Origin of the sequence: Rhizobium azibense (assembly GCF_004342325.1) — a bacterium.
Lineage (GTDB): Bacteria > Pseudomonadota > Alphaproteobacteria > Rhizobiales > Rhizobiaceae > Rhizobium > Rhizobium etli_B.
Genome location: NZ_SMBJ01000010.1, coordinates 245,132 through 265,867, shown reverse-complemented (window position 1 = coordinate 265,867; position 20,736 = coordinate 245,132). Strand labels below are relative to the sequence as shown.

Sequence of the window (20,736 nt, the reverse complement as noted above, 5' to 3'; positions counted from 1 at the left end):
TCTCACTCCTCTTCCTCAATGACGAACAAGTAACCCGGCATCCGACAGGACGCAGCAAAAAATTGCCGTTGTGAAGACGGCATGCGGCGATGATGCAAAGACCCCCCGAAGGGTTGCTGCACCGGCAGGACGTGACGCTCAACCGTTTCGCCATCTTTCCAGGGCCTGATTGAACAAGGCCCTGTCATCGAGCGCACGCGACAGCACAAGAGCCGCCTGTATTGCGAGCACTGCGTTCTCCGCCTCCCCCCTCGCCTCGCTGGCCGGGCGGCCGTGAGTGTGAAAGGCGGGACGAGTGCGCGCATGAACAATTCCTCTACTGATGAGAATACTTGGCATCCATCAGTACATAATTGGCAACGAGCCCCTGCTGCGGCATTCCATCCCATCAGGTGATCGGCGGCACGCCCACGTTTTGGACGCATTTCGTCTATTTGTTTCCTGCTGCAGTGCACGGTCGAGAGAGGGAACCATGCGGCAGGAAAAGACCCGGATCGACTGGCTAGACATCGCCAAGGGAATGTCGATCATCCTCGTGGTCATCTATCACACGCTCCTCTACTACGACTTCCATGAGATTGCGCCGCATCCTTATGCCCGCATGAGCGGCATCATGACGCCGATCCGGATGCCGCTGTTCTTTACCGTCTCCGGCCTTCTTGCGGCATCGGCCGCAAAGGCGCCCTGGCGCGATTTCCTGCGCCGGAAGATCTGGCTGCTCATCTATCTCTTCGCATTCTGGAGCATCGCGCGCTGGCTGTTCTTCCGCTACATCCAGAGCAATGTCCTGGTACCGGCCGAAGGCAGCGATCCCTACCAGCTGATCGAGATGTGGTGGGCGCCCAACACAGGCATCTGGTTCATCTGGGCACTGGCGATCTTCATGGTTGCCACGAAGCTTCTTTCTTCCGCCCATCATGCGACCACGATTTCGGTCGCCGCAATGGTCTCGATTCTGACTTTCGGCGAGCATCTGCAGATCGATCTCTTTACGCATCGCAACGTGCTGCAGTATTTTGTCTTCTTCCTCTTTGGTAGCTGGTACGGCAAATCCGTGGTGGGCACGATCACGCAGCGTCCGCTTCTTGTTGCATTTGGCGGCTTTTTGCTGTTTGCCGCACTCTATCTGTTGCGCTGGCGGCTGCAGGCCATCGAAAAAGGCAGTTGGGCGCTGCTCTCTTCCATTGCTGGTCTGGCATGGCTCTGCGGAACCGCCGTGCTGATGTCGCGGCTGCAGCCGGTCCGGCATGCATTCGCCTATTTCGGGCGGAACACGCTTCCGGTCTATGTGACGCACGTCATGATCGTTTCGCTGCTGGTGGCGGCGATCGCGACGCTGGCGAAGGCGGCAAGCAGTTATGTGACGGCGCCTCTTGTCGTGGTCGTCGCGATCGGCCTGTCGCTCGCCATCAAGGCAGTTGCCGATCGCAGCGGCGCCGGCTTTTTCTACGTTCCCCTAGCAAGGCGCAAGCAGGAAGCGATGGCCGCTGAAACCGGTCGAGGCGATAGCGTAAGCCAATGCAAACGCTAGGGTTCGCTCAGCGTCCGCTTCACAGCATTGCGCCATCCCTTGACTTTCGCCGCCCGCGTCTTTTCGTCCATTGCCGGGTCGAAGCGTCGGTCGCGTTTCCACGTTTCGGAGAAGGTCTTGCGGTCGGGCCACACCCCTGCCCTGCTGCCGGCAAGCCAGGCAGCGCCGAGGGCAGTGGTTTCAAGGATAATCGGGCGATCGACGGGAGCTTCGAGCAGGTCTGCCAGCCGCTGCATCGTCCAGTCGGAGGCGACCATGCCACCGTCGACGCGCAGCACCGTGTCGTCCTTGCCGTTCTTCCAGTCCCTTTGCATGGCATCAAGCAGGTCGCGGGTCTGGTAGCAGACGGCTTCGAGTGCTGCGCGGGCGAATTCGGCTCGACCGCTGTTGCGGGTAAGGCCGAAGATGGCGCCGCGCGCCTGCGGGTCCCAATGCGGCGCACCAAGGCCGGTGAAGGCGGGGACGAGATAGACCTCTTGTGTCGGGTCGGCCCGTTCCGCAAGCTCGCCGGTCTCCGAAGCGCGGTCGATGATCCCGAGCCCGTCGCGCAGCCACTGCACGGCCGCGCCCGCAATGAAGATCGAGCCTTCCAGAGCGTAGGTCGTTTCGCCGTTTAGCCGGTAAGCGATCGTGGTGAGCAGCCGGTTCTTGGATCGCACCATGTCGGCGCCGGTGTTCAAGAGCGCGAAGCAGCCTGTGCCGTAGGTCGATTTCATCATGCCAGGCTCGAAGCAGGCCTGGCCGATGGTCGCGGCCTGCTGATCGCCGGCTACGCCGAGAACAGGGATCGCGGCGCCGAAGATCGACGGATCGGCAACGCCGAAATCGTCCGCGCAGTCCTTCACCTGCGGCAGCATGGCGGCCGGTACGCGCAGAATTTCGAGGAGGTCTTCGTCCCATTTGTTCTCGGCGATATTGTACATCAGCGTGCGCGAGGCATTCGTGGCATCGGTGACGAAGCTCTTGCCGCCGGAAAGCCGCCAGATCAGAAAGGTGTCGATGGTGCCAAAGCAAAGCTCGCCCTTGGCGGCGCGCGCCCGTGCTCCCTTCACATTGGCCAGCAGCCAGGAAAGCTTGGTGCCGGAGAAATACGGATCAAGGATCAGCCCGGTCTTCTTCATGAACGTCTTTTCCAGGCCCTGGCGCTTGAGATTGTCGCAGTAGCTCGCCGTACGGCGGTCCTGCCAGACGATGGCGTTCCCGATTGCCTTGCCGGTCTCGCGTTCCCAGACGACAACCGTCTCGCGCTGGTTGGTGATGCCAAGTGCCGCGATGTCCTTGGCTTCGATCTTTGCCTCGCGCAACGCCATATGGATGGTAGAGACCACTGAAACCCAGATCTCCTCCGGATCGTGTTCGACCCAGCCGGAACGCGGATAGATCTGCTTGAATTCCTTTTGGCCCGCGCCGGCAATCCTCATCTCGCCGTCGAAAATGATCGCCCGCGTCGATGTCGTGCCCTGATCGATCGCCAAAACATATCCGCTCACGCCTGTCCCTCCCATGCGCATTGCTTTGTTGCAGGAAATCAATAAGGCACCAAAGCGAACCTGAAAAGAAAATAAAACGAAAAAAGAAGCCGCTCCCACCCGCCCTCGGCCGCTCACATACCAGCTAGCAGATCGTTTTCCTGCGCGCGATTGCCAGACGCGCCGCTTTGGGCATAACCTTCGCGATGTTGCGTCGCGAAAACAAGCCATAGGGAGCACAACAGCATGAAGAGAACCGTTGTCGTCACCGGATCCACCAGCGGCATTGGGCTTGCGATCGCCACCGCCTTTGCCGGTAAGGGCGACAATGTCGTCATCAACGGCTTCGGAAAGGCCGACGAAATCAAGGCGATAGTGGAGCGACTTGAATCGCTTTCCCAGGCAAGCGCCCTCTACCACCCGGCCGATATGACGAAACCGGCGGAGATCGCAGACCTGATCGCCACGGCGGCGAAGACCTTCGGCACCGTCGACGTGCTCGTCAACAATGCCGGCATCCAGCATGTCGAGAAGATCGAGGATTTCCCGATCGACAAATGGGACCAGATCATCGCCATCAACCTGTCGAGCTCGTTTCACACGATGCGCGCTGCCATCCCGCAGATGAAGGCGAAGAAGCATGGCCGCATCATCAATATCGCCTCGGCGCACGGCCTCGTCGCCTCGCCTTTCAAATCCGCCTATGTGGCCGCAAAACATGGTATATTAGGCCTGACGAAGACAGCGGCACTCGAACTTGCCGAATTCGGCGTGACGGTGAACGCTATCTGCCCCGGCTATGTGCTGACGCCGCTGGTCGAAAGGCAGATCCCGGATACCGCCAGGGCCCGCGGGATGACGGAGGAACAGGTGAAGACCGAGGTCATCCTCAAGGCCCAGCCGACGCGCGAATTCGTCAAGGCCGAGGAGATCGGGGCCATGGCAGTCTACCTCGCCAGCGACGACGCGAGGCAGGTGACCGGCACCCACATCTCGATTGACGGGGGCTGGACCGCGGCATAACCATTTCAAAACAAGAACAAGGAACAACATGAAAGACAGCATCCGCTTCATCCTCAACGGCGAAGACATCACGCTGAGCGATGTCCACCCCGCCGAGACGCTTCTCGATTTTCTGCGGTTGAGGCGCCGGCTGACCGGCACGAAGGAAGGATGCGCCGAGGGTGATTGCGGCGCCTGCACGGTGCTCGTCGGGCGGCTGCTCGACGGCAAGCTCTTCTATGAAACCGTCAATGCCTGCATTCGCTTCTTGGGATCGCTGAACGGCACGCATGTCGTCACCGTCGAGCATCTGGCCGCCAGGAACGGCACTCTGCATCCGGTACAGCAGGCGCTGGTGGACTACCATGGTTCGCAATGCGGTTTCTGCACGCCTGGCTTCGTCATGTCGCTCTACGGCCTATGGCTTTCCGATGAGAAGCCCGCACGGCCTGCGATCGAAAAGGCGCTTCAGGGCAATCTCTGTCGCTGCACCGGTTACGAGCCGATCGTCAAGGCGGCCGAAGCCGTCAGCCGTGTGCGACCGAGTACGCTCTTTGATCCGCTCGAAAAGACCCGCTCCGAAATCGTCTCCAGGCTCTGGGCGATGCAGACACGCGAAACGATCACCATTGTTTCCGGCCAAGACCGGCTGATCGTTCCCGGTTCGGTCGAGGCGCTGGCGCGCGTTCTGGCCGACGAACCTGAGGCGACCGTCGTCGCCGGTTCCACCGATGTCGGGCTCTGGGTGACGAAGCAGATGCGTGCCTTGACCCCGGCCATCTTCATCAATCACCTGAACGAACTGCAGGCGATCAAGACCACGGATGGCGGCGTGACGATCGGCGCGGGCGTCACCTATACCAAGGCTTTCGAAATCCTCGCGCCAAAGGTACCGACGCTCGGCAAACTCATCAACCGCATCGGCGGCGAGCAGGTGCGCAACATGGGCACGATCGGCGGCAATATCGCCAACGGCTCGCCGATCGGTGACAGCCCGCCGCCCTTGATCGCGCTCGGCGCCACGCTGAAGCTGCGCTCGGCAACGGGCACGCGCATGCTGCGGCTCGAGGACTATTTCATCGATTACGGCAAACAGGACCGCAAACCCGGTGAATTCGTCGAGAGTGTCTTCATGCCTTACCCGGCCGCCGGCAGCCAGTTCGCGGTCTACAAGATCACCAAACGCCGCGACGAGGACATCACCGCCGTGCTCGGCGCCTTCTATCTGACACTCGATGAGGCAGGCGACGTCAACGACATCCGCATCGCCTTCGGCGGCATGGCCGCAACACCCAAGCGCGCCCGCACCGTCGAATCCGATCTCATCGGCAAGCCGTGGAACGAAGAAACCGTCGACAGGGCACGCGAGGCCTTCGACGCCGATTTCCAGCCACTGACCGACTGGCGCGCCACCGCCGAATACCGACAACTGACGGCAAAGAACCTGCTGAGGCGCTTCTACCTGGAAACGGTCGGAACGCCGGTGGAATTGAAGCGGTTCGAGGGGGTGTCGTGATGACGATCATCAATTCCTTCGCAAAGGAAGGCTCTTCTATCCCTTTGACAGGCACAGGAACGAGGGAAAGAAAAGATGCGCCAAGTCACAGGGCAGCGCATCGTTTGCCGCCGCCTTGTCTGCGGATTCCGTCACGCTCAGGCTTGAGCCAAGCATCCACACCTGAGCGGCCAGGTCGCCACGGGGATGGCCGGCTCTGTGCAGCCACCTTCCTCTCACCAGCCAGCCCAGTTGATGAGGAGCAGCCGACACCAAACGCCAGTGCAGGGCAACTCGGAGGAGCCATCTGATGGATAAATCCACCTTCGACACCGCCAAGGTCGTCATCAGCGGTCCCATGCACAGCGCGCTGAAGCATGATTCAGCGCATAAGCATGTCACCGGAACTGCCGATTATATCGACGACATTCCAGAGCCGACGGGTCTGCTGCATGGCGCGCTCGGTATGTCCGACCGCGCCCATGCCGAGATCCTCAGCATGGATCTCTCCGAAGTCCGAAGGCACCCTGGCGTCGTCTGGGTCTTCACCGGCAAGGACGTGCCGGGCGTCAACGATGTCAGTTCAAACGGAAGCCATGACGAGCCGCTGCTTGCCGAAACCGAGGTCGAGTTCGACGGCCAGCCGGTCTTTGCCGTGATTGCCGAGACCCGCGATGCAGCACGCATGGCCGCACGGAAGGCGAAGATCGAGTATCGCGATCTGCCGCACTTTAGCGATATCGACGGCGCGCTCGAAAACGGCGCTCCGCTCGTCATTGCGCCGATGACGCTGCGGCGCGGCGACGCCAAGGCCGAGATGGACAATGCCCCGCACCGACTGAAAGGCCAAATGCGCATCGGAGGGCAGGAGCATTTTTACCTCGAAGGCCAAATCGCCATGGCGATCCCTGGCGAGGACGACGAGGTGACCGTCTGGTCCTCCACGCAGCATCCGAGCGAAATCCAGCATATCGTCGGCCATGTGCTGAACATTCCCTCGAATGCCGTCACCGTGAATGTGCGCCGCATGGGCGGCGGGTTCGGCGGCAAGGAGACGCAGGGCAACCAGTTTGCAGCGCTTGCCGCCATCGCCGCCAAGAAGCTTAAACGTGCCGTTAAATTCCGCCCCGACCGCGACGAAGACATGCGTGCCACCGGCAAGCGGCACGACTTCCTGGTGGATTACGAACTCGCCTTCGACGATGAAGGTCGCATACATGCCGTCGACGCCACCTACGCGGCGCGCTGCGGCTTCTCGTCGGACCTGTCCGGCCCGGTGACGGACCGCGCCCTCTTTCATGCCGATTCCAGCTATTTCTATCCGCATGTGCATTTGACCTCTATACCGCTGAAGACGCATACCGCCTCGAACACGGCCTTCCGCGGTTTCGGCGGGCCGCAGGGCATGTTGGGAGGCGAGCGCTTCATCGAAGAGATCGCTTATGCGATTGGCAAGGACCCGCTCGAAATCCGCAAGCTGAACTTCTACGGTCAGCCGGGTTCCGGCCGCACGACGACGCCCTACCACCAGGAAATCGAAGACAACATCATCCTGCGCATCGTCGAGGAATTGGAGGAGAGCGCCGACTACCAGGCCCGCCGCAATGCCGTGATCGCCTTCAACCGCGACAGCCGCTACATCCGCAAGGGCATTGCGCTGACGCCGGTGAAATTCGGCATTTCCTTCACCATGACCGCCTTCAACCAGGCGGGCGCGCTGGTGCATATCTACCAGGACGGCTCGATCCATCTGAACCACGGCGGCACCGAGATGGGCCAGGGCCTTTATACCAAGGTGGCGCAGGTTCTGTCCGACAGCTTCCAGGTCGACATCGACCGCGTGAAGATCACCGCAACGACCACCGGCAAGGTTCCGAACACGTCGGCGACCGCCGCCTCCTCGGGTTCCGACCTGAACGGCATGGCCGCCTATGACGCTGCGCGGCAGATCAAGGAACGCCTTGTTGCCTTCGCCGCAGACAAATGGAGCGTCGATCCGGCGGAAATCGTCTTCCTGCCGAACCGGGTGCGCGTCGGCGAGACGGAAGTACCCTTCCCCGATTTCATCAAACAGGCCTATTTCGCCCGCGTGCAGCTGTCGGCAGCGGGCTTCTACAAGACTCCGAAAATCCACTGGGATCGTGCAGCAGGGCGCGGCACGCCATTTTATTATTTCGCCTATGGCGCCGCATGCAGCGAAGTGTCGATCGACACATTGACCGGCGAGTACCTTATCGACCGCACCGATATCCTGCACGACGTCGGCCGCTCGCTGAACCCGGCGATCGACATCGGCCAAGTGGAAGGTGGCTTCGTGCAGGGGATGGGCTGGCTGACGACGGAAGAACTGTGGTGGGACGAAAAGGGCCGGCTGCGCACCCATGCCCCCTCGACCTATAAGATCCCCCTTGCCTCCGACCGGCCGAAGGTCTTTGACGTCCGTCTCGTCGATTGGTCGGAGAACGCCGAGCCCACCATCGGTCGCTCGAAGGCCGTCGGGGAACCGCCGCTCATGCTGGCGATCTCCGTGCTCGAAGCACTCTCGATGGCGGTGGCCAGCGTCGCCGACTACAAGGTCTGCCCACGGCTCGACGCCCCGGCGACGCCGGAGCGGGTCCTGATGGCGGTGGAGCGGATGAAGCGGGTGTGAAGAGTGGCCGGCTTCCTGATGCCTCAAGCCAAGGTGAATGAGCGGGGGCGCAGGCTTTATCCCGCCTTGTCTTGCGGGCCATCTCTCCCACAATGGGAGAGATCGCCAAGAAGCCCCGGCTCCGTGCAATCGGCAGGCATTGGTAATGCGCCCGTTGGTTTGCGGCAAGCGCGCGTCATATCAATCTTCCCTTCTTTGCGGGAAGTGTCAGGGACAAAGCGGGGTGCCTTCGCGCCATGACGTCCTCTTTCCTCTCCTTCGCGTCCGTTCACCCTGCCATCATCCTCATCGACATTGTCGAAACCCGAGGCTCCACGCCTCGCGAAGCCGGCACCTTCATGCTCGTCGCGGAAAATGCCACCTGGGGCACGATCGGCGGCGGACAGTTGGAGTTCATGGCCATCCGCAATGCACGAGACCTGCTTAGGGGCAGCGGCAGGGCGACCCTGGAAATTCCGCTCGGGCCGGAGATCGGGCAATGCTGCGGCGGGCGTGCCGAGTTGCGGTTCCGGCGGGTGACGGATGACCTGATGAAGGAGCTGAAAGAACGCCAGGCCGAAGAAGCGGCGGGCATGCCGGAGGTCTATATTTTCGGCGCAGGCCATGTCGGGCATGGGCTTGCGGCCGCACTTGCGCCGCTGCCGCTCTTGGTGACAGTGGTCGAGACGCGCAAGCAAGAACTTGCGAATCTGCCGCCGGAGACAAAGACGCGCCTTACGCCGATACCGGAAGCACTGCTGAAGGAGATTCCCGCGGGCTCCGCCGTCGTCATCCTGACGCACGACCATGCGCTGGACTTTCTGATCGCCCGCGAGGCGCTTTCGAGAACCGATCTTGCCTATATCGGCATGATCGGCTCGGCCACGAAACGGGCGACCTTTGCAAGCTGGCTTTCGCGCGAAGGCGGCGAGCGCAACTTTCTCGACCGCCTCACCCTGCCGATCGGCGGCTTGGCGGTCAGGGACAAGCGGCCGGAAGTGATCGCCGCCATGACCGCTGCCGAAATACTGACGGCGCTTTCCGCCTATCGGCAGAAATCGCTCTCGTAACGGGGATCGCGCCCGTCCAGGAAGCCAAGATCGCGCTTCATTCGATCCGGAATGCGGTCAAGATCGAGCCTCGACGGGTGGAATACCTTGCCATACGCCCAGCCTGCTACGCCTGAAATAAGGGACACAAGCGAGAGATTGACGAGATTTGTGCTTTCTTCGACAGCATGGCAATCCATGACATCACCTTTGTTCAACTGATGCTATGACTTGCAGATTGCCGCTGAAAATGCTGCAATTCCAATTGAACAACCGTCTAGGTGCATAAAGAGAACTTATCCATGAAGCTGTCGAAACAGTTCCCGCTGAATGCGCTGCGCGTCTTTGAGGCCGTGGCGCGGCTCGGCAGCTTCACCAAGGCGGGCGAAGAGCTCGGCATGACGCAGACGGCTGTGAGTTATCAGGTAAAGCTACTGGAGGAGAATATCGGCGAGCCGCTCTTCCTGCGCCGCCCGCGCCAGATCAGCCTGACGGATACCGGCGAACGGCTGGCGCCGAGGGTGACGGAAGGTTTTGCCATCCTGAGCGAAGCGGTTGCCTCCGTCAGCGCCGCAGCAGAAGAAATGCTGCTTATCCACTCGACCCCGACCTTTGCGGCGCAGTGGCTGGCGAGACATATCGGATCGTTCCACCTGAAATATCCGAGCATTGCCGTAAGATTGAAAACGTCAGACACGCTGATCGATTTTTCCCGCGAGGCTGCCGACCTTGCAATTCGCAGCGGCAAAGGCAACTGGCCGGGCCTGCGTTCCCATATGCTGATGAAGGTGATGTTTACGCCGATGCTGGCACCCGCATTGGCTCAGTCGATCGGCGGCATCCATTCACCGGCCGACCTGCTGAAGCTGCGGCTGATCGATGCCGGAGACCCTTGGTGGCTGCAGTGGTTCACCGAGGCTGGCGTAGAAAATCCCGATCTTTCCGGTCGTCCCCGTTCAAGGCTCGGTGCGCAGTCCTTTGAAGCAAGTGCCGCAATTGCCGGTCAAGGCGTTGCGATCCTGACGCCGGAATTTTATTCGGACGATCTTGCCGCCGGCCGGCTGTGCCAGCCCTTCGACCTCGTCTGCTACGACGGCGCCGACTACTGGCTCGCCTATCCGGAAAGCCGAAGAAATGTGCCGAAGATCCGAGCCTTCCGGAACTGGATCATCGGCGAGATGGACGCGCAAGCTCTATGAATTGCGTTCAATAGCCCATTTCCGGCGCGTAAAAGCAGCGCGGCGTGTCCTCGTTCGGGAACAGGCAGAGGTGATATTCACCGTCGCCCGATTGCATCGCCTTCGTCATCGGCAGCATGAATACATGCGCCCGCGTCACCAGCCGGTGGTCGCCCGGCAACAGCGTCACCCGATACCCTCTGGGCGTCACCTTGACGCTTTTCGAAGGGATCATCTGGCAATCGCCAGTATGGTTGTCGCCGTTGCAACAGAAGGGTTCGTAAGACCAACCTGCTGGCGCGTCGTGGGCACTTACACTCGACGCGAACGCAATCATCACACCTGCCAGAATGCTGCGCATGGGCATCTTCTCCGTCGATGAATGCGCCGCCTCAATGCGGTTTCCACCTCATCCTGGCGGCCCATAATGGTAATTGTAACCGAGTCGTGACATTTCAAGGATCACTAAATGTTGCGGTGCAATATATTCAAACCATACGTGCTGCTGCAGACAGCCCGCAACTTCAATGACCTCACGGGTCACATAATCCATGCTGACGGAGACCGAATTGAGGCTTGTCGTGTGGAAATACGTCGCGGCAATTCCAGTGCTCTCGGCGGCAGCCTTAGTCGCGACCGGGGCGTACTGAGTATTAAGATACCGTCGATTTTTCAGGGACTTCGACCTGGTGAGCCACACTCCGTCGATCTGACATCGCAGGGCAGTTTGGCTACGTTTGTGGTCCTGGTTCTGATCAAAGACGGACTTCACGAAATGGTGACTGGTCGTGACCATACGAATGGACAACCCGTCGTCACCGGACACCTGGGTGACGACGGCAGCGGGCAATCGTCCTTCTCCAGGAGTCGAAGATCGATGTTATCCGTTCGAGACGCTCGGCCGATCACGAGCCCCGGCTGCGGATCAGCGACTGAACTGCCAGGAAATTTCAAAGCAATGAATTGTGCCCACGGCAAATCCGCTGCCGTTACAACAATCGAGGGCAACGATTGCCTCCACATGCTCCGCGGCAAAGCAGGCGGCTGACGTCTTTCCCCTTCCCTCCCGCATCAACTTTCTGCAATGTGGCGAGTCGGAGGAAGACAGGGGAACTGAATGTATGAATACGCCATAGCGTGGGAGTGGCTTGCTTTTGCGACACGCTGGTTTCACGTCATCACCGCGATCGCCTGGATCGGCTCGTCCTTCTATTTCATCGCGCTTGATCTCGGGCTGGTGAAGCGTCCTCATCTTCCGCCTGGCGCCTATGGCGAGGAATGGCAGGTGCATGGCGGCGGCTTCTATCAGATCCAGAAGTATCTGGTGGCGCCGGCCCAGATGCCGGAGCATCTGACCTGGTTCAAATACGAAAGCTACTTCACCTGGCTCTCCGGCTTCCTGATGCTCTGCATCGTCTACTATGGCGGAGCCGACCTCTTCCTCATTGACCGCCATATACTCGACATCAGCGCGCCTGTGGCGATCCTGATCTCGCTCGCCTCGCTGGCCATCGGCTGGATCGTCTACGACCTGCTCTGCAAGTCGCTGCTCGGCAAAAACACCTGGGGACTGATGGCGGTGCTCTATGGCGTCATCGTCTTCATGGCCTGGGGCTATACGCAGCTCTTCACCGGCCGCGCCGCCTTCCTGCATCTCGGCGCCTTCACCGCGACGATCATGTCGGCCAACGTCTTCTTGATCATCATCCCGAACCAGAAGATCGTCGTCGCCGACCTTATCGCCGGACGCACGCCGGATCCGAAATATGGCGTTGTCGCCAAGCAGCGCTCGCTACACAACAACTATCTGACGCTGCCGGTCATCTTCTTCATGCTGTCGAACCACTATCCGCTGGCCTTCGGCACCGCCTTCAACTGGGTGATCGCAGCCCTCGTCTTCCTGATGGGCGTCACCATCCGCCACTGGTTCAACACGACACACGCACGCAAGGGGCGCCCGACCTGGACCTGGCTCGTGTCTGTCGTCCTTTTCATCCTCATCATGTGGCTTTCGACGGTGCCTAGGGTGCTGACCGGTGGCAGCGAAACGGCTGCCGTCGCGCCGGCCTTCCAGCAGTTTGCGGGTGATCCCCACTTCCGTGCGGTCAAGGAGCTGATCGGCACACGCTGTGCGATGTGCCATGCCGCCGAACCGGTCTACGAGGGCATTGCCCGACCCCCGAACGGGGTCATCTTCGAAAACGACGCGCAAATCGCTGCCCATGCACGTGAAATCTATATACAGGCAGGCCGCAGCCATGCCATGCCGCCCGGCAACGTGACGGAGATCACGTCGGACGAGCGAAAGCTGCTCGTCGCGTGGTTCGAAAGCGCAGTCGAAGGCAAACAGCAATGACGAAGAAACTCCTGCGCGGGCGGCTGCTCTCGTTTAGGCGCGCGCCCCTCAGCCTCACCGATACGGACAGCTACCGCTACGAGAGCGACGGCGGCCTGTTGATCGAGGAAGGCAAGATCACGGCGATCGGGGCCTATTTTGACATCAGGAAGAAGGCACCGGCAGATGCGGTCGAGATCGACCATCGCCCATATCTGATTATGCCGGGCTTCATCGACACGCATCTGCATTTTCCGCAGATGCAGGTGATCGCCTCCTACGCAGCCAACCTGCTCGAATGGCTGAACACCTACACCTTCCCGGAAGAATGCCGCTTCGTCGAAACTGCGCATGCTGAAAAGATCGCGACGCATTTCTACGACGAACTGGCCCGCCACGGCACGACGACGGCTGCCGCCTATTGCTCCGTCCATAAGTCCTCCGCCGACGCCTACTTCTCGGAAGCCATGCGCCGCAACATGCGCATGGTCGGCGGCAAGGTGATGATGGATCGCAATGCGCCCCAGGGCCTGCTCGACACACCCGAGATGGGCTATGACGAAACGCGCCAGGTGATTGCCGACTGGCACGGCAAGGGCCGAAACCACGTTGCCATCACGCCGCGCTTCGCCATAACCTCGACGCCTCAGCAGATGGAGGCGTCCCAGGCCCTCGCCCACGAATTTCCGGACCTGCACATCCAGACGCATCTTTCGGAAAACCACGACGAGATCTCTTTGGCCTGCGAGCTCTATCCGGACGCGATCGACTATACCGATATCTACGCCCGCTACGGCCTGCTGGGCCCTAAGAGCCTCTTCGGCCACTGCATTCACCTTTCCGAACGCGAGGCAGATGCCATGAGCGAAGCCGGTTCGGTTGCAGTCCATTGTCCGACCTCGAACCTGTTCCTCGGCTCGGGCCTCTTTCCGTTGAGGGCACTGGCGCGCCGCGAAAAACCCGTCAGGATCGGCGTTGCCACCGACATCGGCGGCGGCTCCAGCTTTTCGATGCTGCGCACCATGGACGAAGCCTATAAGATCCAGCAGCTCCTCGGCGAGCGGCTCAACCCGCTCGAAAGCTATTATTACATGACGCTCGGCAACGCCGAGGCGCTCTCGCTCGCCGATAGCATAGGCACCCTGGAGGAAGGCACGGACGCCGATCTCGTCGTCCTCAACGCCGCGGCAACGCCTGCCATGGCATTGAAGATGGACGTGGTGAGGACGCTGCCGGACGAACTCTTCCTGCTGCAGACGATGGGGGACGACCGGGCGGTCGCGGAGACTTATGTGGCGGGCGAAGCAGCGAAAAGCAATCTCACTGTCTTATGAGGCGCGTTACCCGACCGAATCGCTGCCCTTCCATTCCGCATGCAACAGCAGGAAGCTTGGCCCACAACCGCTGTTGGACGCTCCGAACGCGTGGCGGAAATTCTCGATCGCAGGCGATCCCTTTCGCTTGTCATGATCCACCGCCCCCACGAGCTAACATTTGTTCCAGCCGATCGATGCCAACAAGGGCGGCATGGATATCAATAAGACCAGCTTTGCTTCAAAGCCTCAATCACTGCGCGGATGACCGGGACATTCCTGATGTCAGAGTGAACCACAAGCCAGACTTCGCGCGTGAGCGGCTTGGGCTCCCGGACGGCCTCGACGAGGTCATCCAAGCCGACAAGAAGGAAATTTGGCAGGAGGGCGACACCGCCGCCGGCTCTCGCGGCGGAGAGCTGGAACTCGAGGGTCCTGGCCCTGATGGATTGTTTTCGGCCATTCGCCACCTCGAGCAGCCGAGTTGACTGCGGCGAGCTCGACATCGTTTCGTCGTAGGCGATGAAGTTCCAGTCCTTTTCCGGCACGGAAGCCAGATAAGCTGGCGCCGCATAGAAGCCAAAAGTCACGTCGCCGAGCTTGCTGACGATAAAGTCGCCCTGTTCCGGCTTCGTCATGCGAACCGCGATGTCCGCCTCCCGCCGGTCCAGCGAGGCGTATCGCGTCTCGCCGACAATCGTTATGCCGATGTCCGGATGATTGCGCCGGAGCTCGACGAGCGGCCCCGCAAGCAGCGCGGCCGCAGCCGTCGGCGGTGCACTTATCTTGACATCGCCGGCAAGCCTGTTTCCGGCAGCAAGGCTCACGCGTTCGATCGCCCGCGCCTCCTCAGCCATTCGCTCGGCCATCGCCGCGACCCGTTGCCCCTCTGCCGTCAGCGAGATGCGTCGCCCCCGCCGGTCGACGAGCTTCACGCCTATCTGCGCCTCCAGGCCGGCGACGCGGCGGGCAACCGTCGCATGTTCCACGTCGAGCGATCGGGCAGCCCCGAGCAAAGTTCCAGACTGCGCCAGGGCGGCAAAATAGCGAAGATTGTCCCAATCGAACATTGTTCATTTTTTCCCATCAACTGACAAAGAATAGGGAATTTCCGATCAACAAGCCATCGGTCATGATTGCCGCGAGCAAATCGGAGCAAAGTCATGGACAAGATCGTTACACTTCAGGCGCCGGGCGGCATAGAGCAACTGCAGGTCATGGAGCACACGCCGCAGCAGCCTGGTCCCGACGAGATCCGCATCAGGCACGAAGCGATCGGCATGAATTTCGTCGATATCTACCATCGGAAGGGCATCTATCCCTTGACGGCCTATCCGGCAGTCCTAGGCGTCGAGGGCGCGGGGATCGTAGAGGCTGTTGGTACCGGCGCCGTCGAACTGAAACCGGGTGACCGCGTTGCCTATGCCGGCACGCCCGGCGCCTATGCCGCAACGCGCCTGCTCCCCGCCGCGCGCGCCATCCGCCTTCCGGACGAGATTCCATCACGCCTCGCCGCGGCCTCGATGCTGAAGGGCATGACTGCCTACATGCTGCTGACGCAGACCTACAAGGTCGGCCCCGACGCGATCGTTCTCGTGCATTCAGCAGCCGGCGGGCTCGGCTCCATTTTAGTGCAATGGGCAAAGCATCTCGGAGCAACAGTCATCGGGACCGTCAGTTCGGCGCAAAAGGCAGTGCTCGCCCGCAAGCATGGCGCCGACCACCTGATCATCGGGCGCGATGCAGATGTCGTTGGAGAAGTGAAGCGGCTGACTGGAGGCTGCGGCGTTCATGCCGCCTATGACGGCATCGGCGGCAGCATGCTGTCCAAGACCATTCAATGCTTGCGGCCATTCGGCGTCGCCGCGACAATCGGTCAGGCCGGCGGCCCGATACCGCCTGTCGCCGTCGAGGAGCTGCGCCCGGGGAAATCTCTCGCTCATCCGAGCGTCATCGCCTATGTCGCCGACCTCGACAACTACACGAGGGCGGCCAAAGCCGTGGTCGAGATTATGCGTTCCGGCGTCACCGCAACGATTGCCGGAGAATATGCTTTGCCCGACGCCGCTAAGGCGCAGCAAATCCTCGAAGAAGGACGTGCTGCGGGCAGTCTTATTCTTGTTCCGTAGGCGACGAAAGAGTTACCCAACAGCTTGAAAATCATGGTAAGGGCCACGGCACTATCCAGATGTGAAAGTCTAGTCCATGGCCACTCCTCTCACCATCGCTGATCTCAAGCAACTCGCCCAACGGCGCGTGCCGAAAATGTTCTTCGACTATGCGGATTCCGGCGCCTGGACGGAGTCGACTTATCAAGCGAATGAGAGCGACTACGCCAAGATCAAGCTGCGCCAGCGCGTACTCGTCGACATGACGAACCGCACGCTGGAAACGACGATGATCGGTCAGAAAGTCTCGATGCCGGTGGCGCTTGCGCCAACCGGCTTGACGGGCATGCAGCACGCCGACGGCGAGATGCTGGCTGCCCGCGCGGCCGAGGAATTCGGCGTTCCCTTCACGCTCTCGACCATGAGCATCTGCTCGATCGAGGATGTCGCCGCCGTAACGACGCGGCCGTTCTGGTTCCAGCTCTATGTGATGAAGGACAAGGACTTCGTCATGGACCTCATCAACCGCGCCAAGGCGGCCAAGTGCTCGGCACTGGTCCTGACGGCTGACCTGCAGATCCTCGGTCAGCGGCATAAAGACTTGCGCAATGGCCTCTCCGCCCCGCCGAAATTCACGCCGAAGCACATATGGCAAATGGCAACGCGCCCCTTCTGGTGCCTTGACATGCTGAAGACGAAGCACCGCACCTTCGGCAACATCGTCGGTCACGCCAAGAATGTTTCCGACCTCTCCTCGCTGTCTTCCTGGACGGCGGAGCAGTTCGATCCGCAGCTCTCCTGGGCCGACGTCACCTGGATCAAGGAAAAATGGGGCGGCCCCTTGATCATCAAGGGCGTTCTCGATGTCGAGGACGCGAAGGCCGCAGCCCAGACCGGCGCCGACGCAATCGTCGTCTCCAATCATGGCGGCCGCCAACTCGACGGCGCCCCTTCCTCGATCAGCATGCTCCCTCAGATCGTCGATGCCGTCGGAGATAAAATCGAGATCCATCTCGACGGCGGCATCCGCTCCGGCCAGGACGTGCTGAAGGCCGTGGCGCTCGGCGCCAAGGGCACTTATATCGGCCGGCCCTTCCTCTACGGCCTCGGCGCCATGGGCAAAGAAGGCGTGACACTGGCGCTCGGCATCCTCCGCAAGGAGATGGACATCACCATGGCGCTCTGCGGCAAACGCGACATCAACGACGTCAACTCCTCAATTATCGCCGGGCGGCAGTAGCGCATCTGAGACGCCTGCTCAGAAGAGTCACGAATCCCGGGATCGCTGTCACCATGGCGGCTGAGCCACTCCGACACGGTTTTGAGCCTCGGCACAAGAATTAGCTCGGCATCGAGCGAAGTCATCTACCGGTCGCTCCCTGGCGGAGTTGCCGAAGAACGTCATCGGCCACGGCTGGCTGACCTCCGCATACAAGTCGGTATCAACCCTCATACCGTGGCCTTACCAGCAGCCACCCCTCGCCGCGAGTTGATCGGGCTTTGGAACTTCCGCCAGTCCAAAAGCCTCCACGTAAAATCGGCGAGGAGCGGCTTCTTCGCCGAAGGACATGGCGACTTGGACATGATCGATTGCGACAATAGGCAAGTGGCCTCCTATTGGCACCAGCCTTGCGGCGTGGCTATTTTAGATGAGAGCGCGAGTTCCCGGCCTTTCGGCAAAGCCCCTGATCGACATTGACGTCACAATGCCACGTCCTGAACGTGTGTTGGCGGCCATCAACACCATGGAGGGCGCAGGTTATGAGAACCGTGGGAATCGCTACGAGCGGGACGTTTACGCATTCATGATGAGATCGACGAAGCCCATACGGCGGATCTATTTACTGCCGCAGGGAAACGAAACGCATCAGAAGCGCATAATTTTTCGAGACTACCTGATTGCGCATCCGCTGATCGCGGCGGAATATTCGGAGCTCAAACAAAAACTCTCCGGAAAATATGCCTATGACGGCGATGGCTATACAAGGGCAAAGGCCGATTTTTGAACAGTGTCGTCGCGACAGCTCGGGGCATCACGTGACGAAGCCACCATGTCGCTGCGTCTCAGACACCGCTGGATAGCTCGTTCAAATCAGGTACATTCACGCAATCGAATTTCCAGAAGGAGCACAGAATGACCCAGGTATCTGAAACCGAAGTCGCTGCCCGCTGGAACGACAATGCCGATCAATGGGCATATGATGTCCGGAACGGCTATGACACTTACCGCGAGCTATTCACCTTCCCGGCGTTTCAAGCCTTTCTGCCAAGCATCGCCGGATTAGACATCATCGATTTCGGCTGCGGTGAAGGCTCCAACACCAGGCGGTTCGCCGAGATGGGTGCACGAATGACCGGCATCGATCTTTCCGAGAAGATGATTGGCCATGCACGTGAGGCTGAACACCGCCTTCCACTCGGTGTCCGGTACGCGGTTGCATCCTACACCCAGAACACCGGTTTCGAGGATGCCTCGTTCGATGCCGTCGTCTCTACCATGGCCCTGATGGACGGTCCTGATTTTTCAGCAGCGATGCGGGAGGCCTTCAGGCTCCTGCGGCCTGGCGGATTCATCGCGTTCAGCGTTCTGCACCCTTGTTTTATTACCCCGGGGTTACGGTGGCAGAAGGATGTTAAAGCAAAGCCTACTGGGTTGGTCGTTGCCCGCTATTTCGAACAAACCGATTTTGTTGAGACTTGGCGCTTTGGTGACCGGCCGAGCGATGAGGACGTAGTGCTGTTTGAGGTGCCCCGCTTTCCCCGCACGCTCAGTGAATATCTCAATGGTGTCGCCCGGGCAGGCTTTCGGATTGTTGAAGTCCGCGAGCCACAACCGACGCCGGAGGCGTGCATGGCCGCGCCTCGTTTCGCCAGATGGCGTGATTTTGCGGCGTTCGTGCTTATGATCCGGGCGGAACGACCTAGCTGATGTGACCTTGCCGTTACCTGCCGTACCATGGAGCAGGGCCGGCATAATGGCGGCGTCACCAATCTCGCTTGAAATGCGCTGGGTCCTATGCGGCCTCGCTTGCGGCGGCACGCCGTCGAGGTAGCAGTCAAAGTAAAAAAGACTATTCCCACTAAACAGACGGCGAACCTAGGAAATGTGATCATCGCATCGTTCCCTCCACACGCGCCTCAGCTCCGCAACTCTCGACGGACACCCCTCTGATTGCAAGCTGGTAAATCTCCGGTTACAGAATTTGCTCCAGATGCCGGTTAAGAAGAGCGCCTAAGATGGACGGGAACTCGATCGTTGCACAGGAGACCTAATGCCGGTCGGTTTCACGGAAGGGCTCTCATTCGACCACACCAGGACGAACTGGACCGGCGACGGCCCTCGTCCGCTCTCCTGGACTATGTGGTATCCGGCCGTCGATAGCGCCAACGAAGTGCTTGCGAGTGAACATCCGATTTTCCGGCTGCATCCCATCGCTCCGGATGCCGCGCTGAAGAATGCCGGGAAGCCTCATCCTCTCGTCCTGCTGTCGCACGGCAGTGGCGGCGTCACCTTCGGCCTTGAATGGCTGGCGCATCGCCTCGCGAAAAGCGGCTTCGTCGCTCTGGCTGTAAATCATCACGGACACACGGGCATCGAAACATACCGCCCGGAAGGCTACCTCTGCCTTTGGGAGCGAGCCGCTGACCTCACAGCGCTGCTAGATGATCGGACCTGGCGTGCGAAGCTTGGCGGCCAGGTTACCGATTGCGCTTTCGTCGCAGGGTTTTCGGCCGGTGCCTACACGGCAATGCTGATTGCGGGGGCACGTGTCTTGTACTCGCAGTTCGAACCGGAAAATCCGGTGAAAAGCCCAATTCGGGGACCGCGGGAATTTCCTGACGTGGCTGACCATCTTCCTCGCCTCATTCAAGAGAATGAAGCTTTCAGAACGTCATGGAACCGCAGGCGCGATGACTTCAGGGATGATCGGGTTAAGGCCGCCCTCGTTCTTGCACCGGCCAGATCGGTGCTGGGATTTTCGCACGACAGTTTGCGTTCGATCTCCAGACCCATCCATGTTGTATCAGGAGATGCGGACAAGACTGCCCCTGCAGCCGAATTCGGCGCGTGGCTCCATAGGCATGTAGCGAACAGCAAATTCAGTATCCTCAAAGGAGGCGTCGATCACTACGATTTCCTCTCGGAGCCGACAGCGCAAGGCCTGCGATTGATCCCAGATTTCGAAATGGCAGACGGGCTCGACCGACGGACGTTGCATGATGAAGTGGCGCGTCTCGCCATCGAATTTTTTGAAAACGCTCGCCCAAGAACTCGCTGATGAAAGGATGATGGGCAGCGTATTGGTACTCGACTACAAAAAACCTTGCGGTCGCCACAACATCAGGCATTCTTAATCACGATGACTACGGCTTTTGCAGCAACAGGCGTCCGCAAGCTCGACGCGCGACTTATCACCCCGGCCTCCTGATTGGAGCCGGGCCAATTCTGTTGTTACCGTTAGATTCCTTACGTGAGTTGTCATCCATGGCCACCAAATCGACGCAGCCTTCGTACCGTGCATTTGCCGCCCGTCACGGCCTGACGCTGCGCATTGCAAACTCCTGTGCACATCGACTTAGTGGCGGCTGCCGGAGATCACCGGAGCACCGGCGGCCGTAACTGCTC

The 20,736-nt window shown here is 60.2% G+C and carries 18 protein-coding genes; 13 read left to right on the top strand and 5 right to left on the bottom strand.

Translation table 11 applies throughout. The annotated features are described in order from the left end of the window. Positions 1-472: 472 nt before the first annotated feature. Positions 473-1,531 (top strand): acyltransferase family protein, encoded by a 1,059-nt coding sequence (locus EV130_RS24695; protein WP_165918569.1) that lies wholly within the window; start codon positions 473-475, stop codon positions 1,529-1,531. Here EV130_RS24695 and glpK read toward each other — a convergent pair. Continuing rightward, on the bottom strand, positions 1,528-3,021 hold the full coding sequence (gene glpK / locus EV130_RS24690; RefSeq protein WP_074061926.1) for a glycerol kinase GlpK: 1,494 nt from the start codon (positions 3,019-3,021) through the stop codon (positions 1,528-1,530). The two genes, EV130_RS24695 and glpK, sit on opposite strands and share 4 nt — an antisense overlap. Positions 3,022-3,246: 225 nt before the next feature. On the opposite strand from glpK, the gene EV130_RS24685 reads away from it, so the two are divergent. The 4 genes from EV130_RS24685 (at position 3,247) to xdhC (ending at position 9,196) form a co-directional block, all read left to right on the top strand. Then, positions 3,247-4,023 (top strand): 3-hydroxybutyrate dehydrogenase, encoded by a 777-nt coding sequence (locus EV130_RS24685; RefSeq protein ID WP_132661826.1) that lies wholly within the window; start codon positions 3,247-3,249, stop codon positions 4,021-4,023. Between the two features lie 28 nt (positions 4,024-4,051). Then, positions 4,052-5,518 (top strand): xanthine dehydrogenase small subunit, encoded by a 1,467-nt coding sequence (gene xdhA / locus EV130_RS24680; protein WP_132661824.1) that lies wholly within the window; start codon positions 4,052-4,054, stop codon positions 5,516-5,518. A gap of 289 nt (positions 5,519-5,807) precedes the next feature. After that, positions 5,808-8,147 (top strand): xanthine dehydrogenase molybdopterin binding subunit, encoded by a 2,340-nt coding sequence (xdhB, locus tag EV130_RS24675; protein ID WP_132661822.1) that lies wholly within the window; start codon positions 5,808-5,810, stop codon positions 8,145-8,147. Positions 8,148-8,383: 236 nt separating this feature from the next. Beyond that, a complete protein-coding gene (xdhC, locus tag EV130_RS24670; protein ID WP_132661820.1) occupies positions 8,384-9,196 on the top strand; it encodes a xanthine dehydrogenase accessory protein XdhC in 813 nt (270 codons plus the stop codon). Here xdhC and EV130_RS24665 read toward each other — a convergent pair. Continuing rightward, complete coding sequence (locus EV130_RS24665) at positions 9,172-9,375, bottom strand: hypothetical protein (protein WP_132661818.1); 204 nt, start codon at positions 9,373-9,375, stop codon at positions 9,172-9,174. The two genes, xdhC and EV130_RS24665, sit on opposite strands and share 25 nt — an antisense overlap. 102 nt (positions 9,376-9,477) lie before the next feature. Here EV130_RS24665 and EV130_RS24660 point away from each other — a divergent pair, with 102 nt between their 5' ends. Beyond that, positions 9,478-10,374, top strand: a complete 897-nt coding sequence (locus EV130_RS24660; RefSeq protein WP_081377085.1) for a LysR substrate-binding domain-containing protein — start codon at positions 9,478-9,480, stop codon at positions 10,372-10,374. A 7-nt stretch (positions 10,375-10,381) separates the two neighbouring features. Here the strand turns inward: EV130_RS24660 and EV130_RS24655 are convergent, their stop codons facing one another. Both EV130_RS24655 and EV130_RS24650 read right to left on the bottom strand, forming a co-directional pair. Next, positions 10,382-10,714: a hypothetical protein gene (locus EV130_RS24655; RefSeq protein WP_022714113.1), complete on the bottom strand. Its 333-nt coding sequence runs from the start codon at positions 10,712-10,714 to the stop codon at positions 10,382-10,384. A gap of 48 nt (positions 10,715-10,762) precedes the next feature. Continuing rightward, the gene (locus tag EV130_RS24650; RefSeq protein ID WP_132553180.1) at positions 10,763-11,203 is read right to left on the bottom strand and encodes a hypothetical protein; all 441 of its coding nucleotides are present in this window, start codon (positions 11,201-11,203) and stop codon (positions 10,763-10,765) included. Between the two features lie 267 nt (positions 11,204-11,470). On the opposite strand from EV130_RS24650, the gene EV130_RS24645 reads away from it, so the two are divergent. After that, positions 11,471-12,709, top strand: a complete 1,239-nt coding sequence (locus EV130_RS24645; RefSeq protein ID WP_132661816.1) for a urate hydroxylase PuuD — start codon at positions 11,471-11,473, stop codon at positions 12,707-12,709. Further along, a complete protein-coding gene (gene guaD / locus EV130_RS24640; protein ID WP_132661814.1) occupies positions 12,706-14,022 on the top strand; it encodes a guanine deaminase in 1,317 nt (438 codons plus the stop codon). Before EV130_RS24645 ends, guaD begins: the two co-directional genes overlap by 4 nt. A 200-nt stretch (positions 14,023-14,222) precedes the next feature. On the opposite strand, the gene EV130_RS24635 is transcribed toward guaD, so the two are convergent. Continuing rightward, positions 14,223-15,071, bottom strand: a complete 849-nt coding sequence (locus EV130_RS24635) for a LysR family transcriptional regulator (protein ID WP_132661812.1) — start codon at positions 15,069-15,071, stop codon at positions 14,223-14,225. 93 nt (positions 15,072-15,164) lie between these two features. On the opposite strand from EV130_RS24635, the gene EV130_RS24630 reads away from it, so the two are divergent. The 5 genes from EV130_RS24630 to EV130_RS24610 all read left to right on the top strand — a co-directional run bounded on the left by EV130_RS24630 (position 15,165) and on the right by EV130_RS24610 (position 20,389). Then, positions 15,165-16,130, top strand: coding sequence for a quinone oxidoreductase family protein (locus EV130_RS24630; RefSeq protein ID WP_132661810.1), 966 nt, complete (start codon positions 15,165-15,167; stop codon positions 16,128-16,130). A 76-nt stretch (positions 16,131-16,206) separates the two neighbouring features. Continuing rightward, positions 16,207-17,349, top strand: a complete 1,143-nt coding sequence (locus EV130_RS24625) for an alpha-hydroxy acid oxidase (RefSeq protein WP_074061937.1) — start codon at positions 16,207-16,209, stop codon at positions 17,347-17,349. Positions 17,350-17,758: 409 nt separating this feature from the next. After that, a complete protein-coding gene (locus EV130_RS24620) occupies positions 17,759-18,115 on the top strand; it encodes a GrpB family protein (protein WP_132661808.1) in 357 nt (118 codons plus the stop codon). 128 nt (positions 18,116-18,243) lie between these two features. Beyond that, a complete protein-coding gene (locus EV130_RS24615) occupies positions 18,244-19,038 on the top strand; it encodes a class I SAM-dependent methyltransferase (protein ID WP_132661806.1) in 795 nt (264 codons plus the stop codon). Between the two features lie 343 nt (positions 19,039-19,381). Continuing rightward, positions 19,382-20,389: an alpha/beta hydrolase family protein gene (locus EV130_RS24610; RefSeq protein WP_132661804.1), complete on the top strand. Its 1,008-nt coding sequence runs from the start codon at positions 19,382-19,384 to the stop codon at positions 20,387-20,389. Positions 20,390-20,736 lie beyond the last annotated feature (347 nt).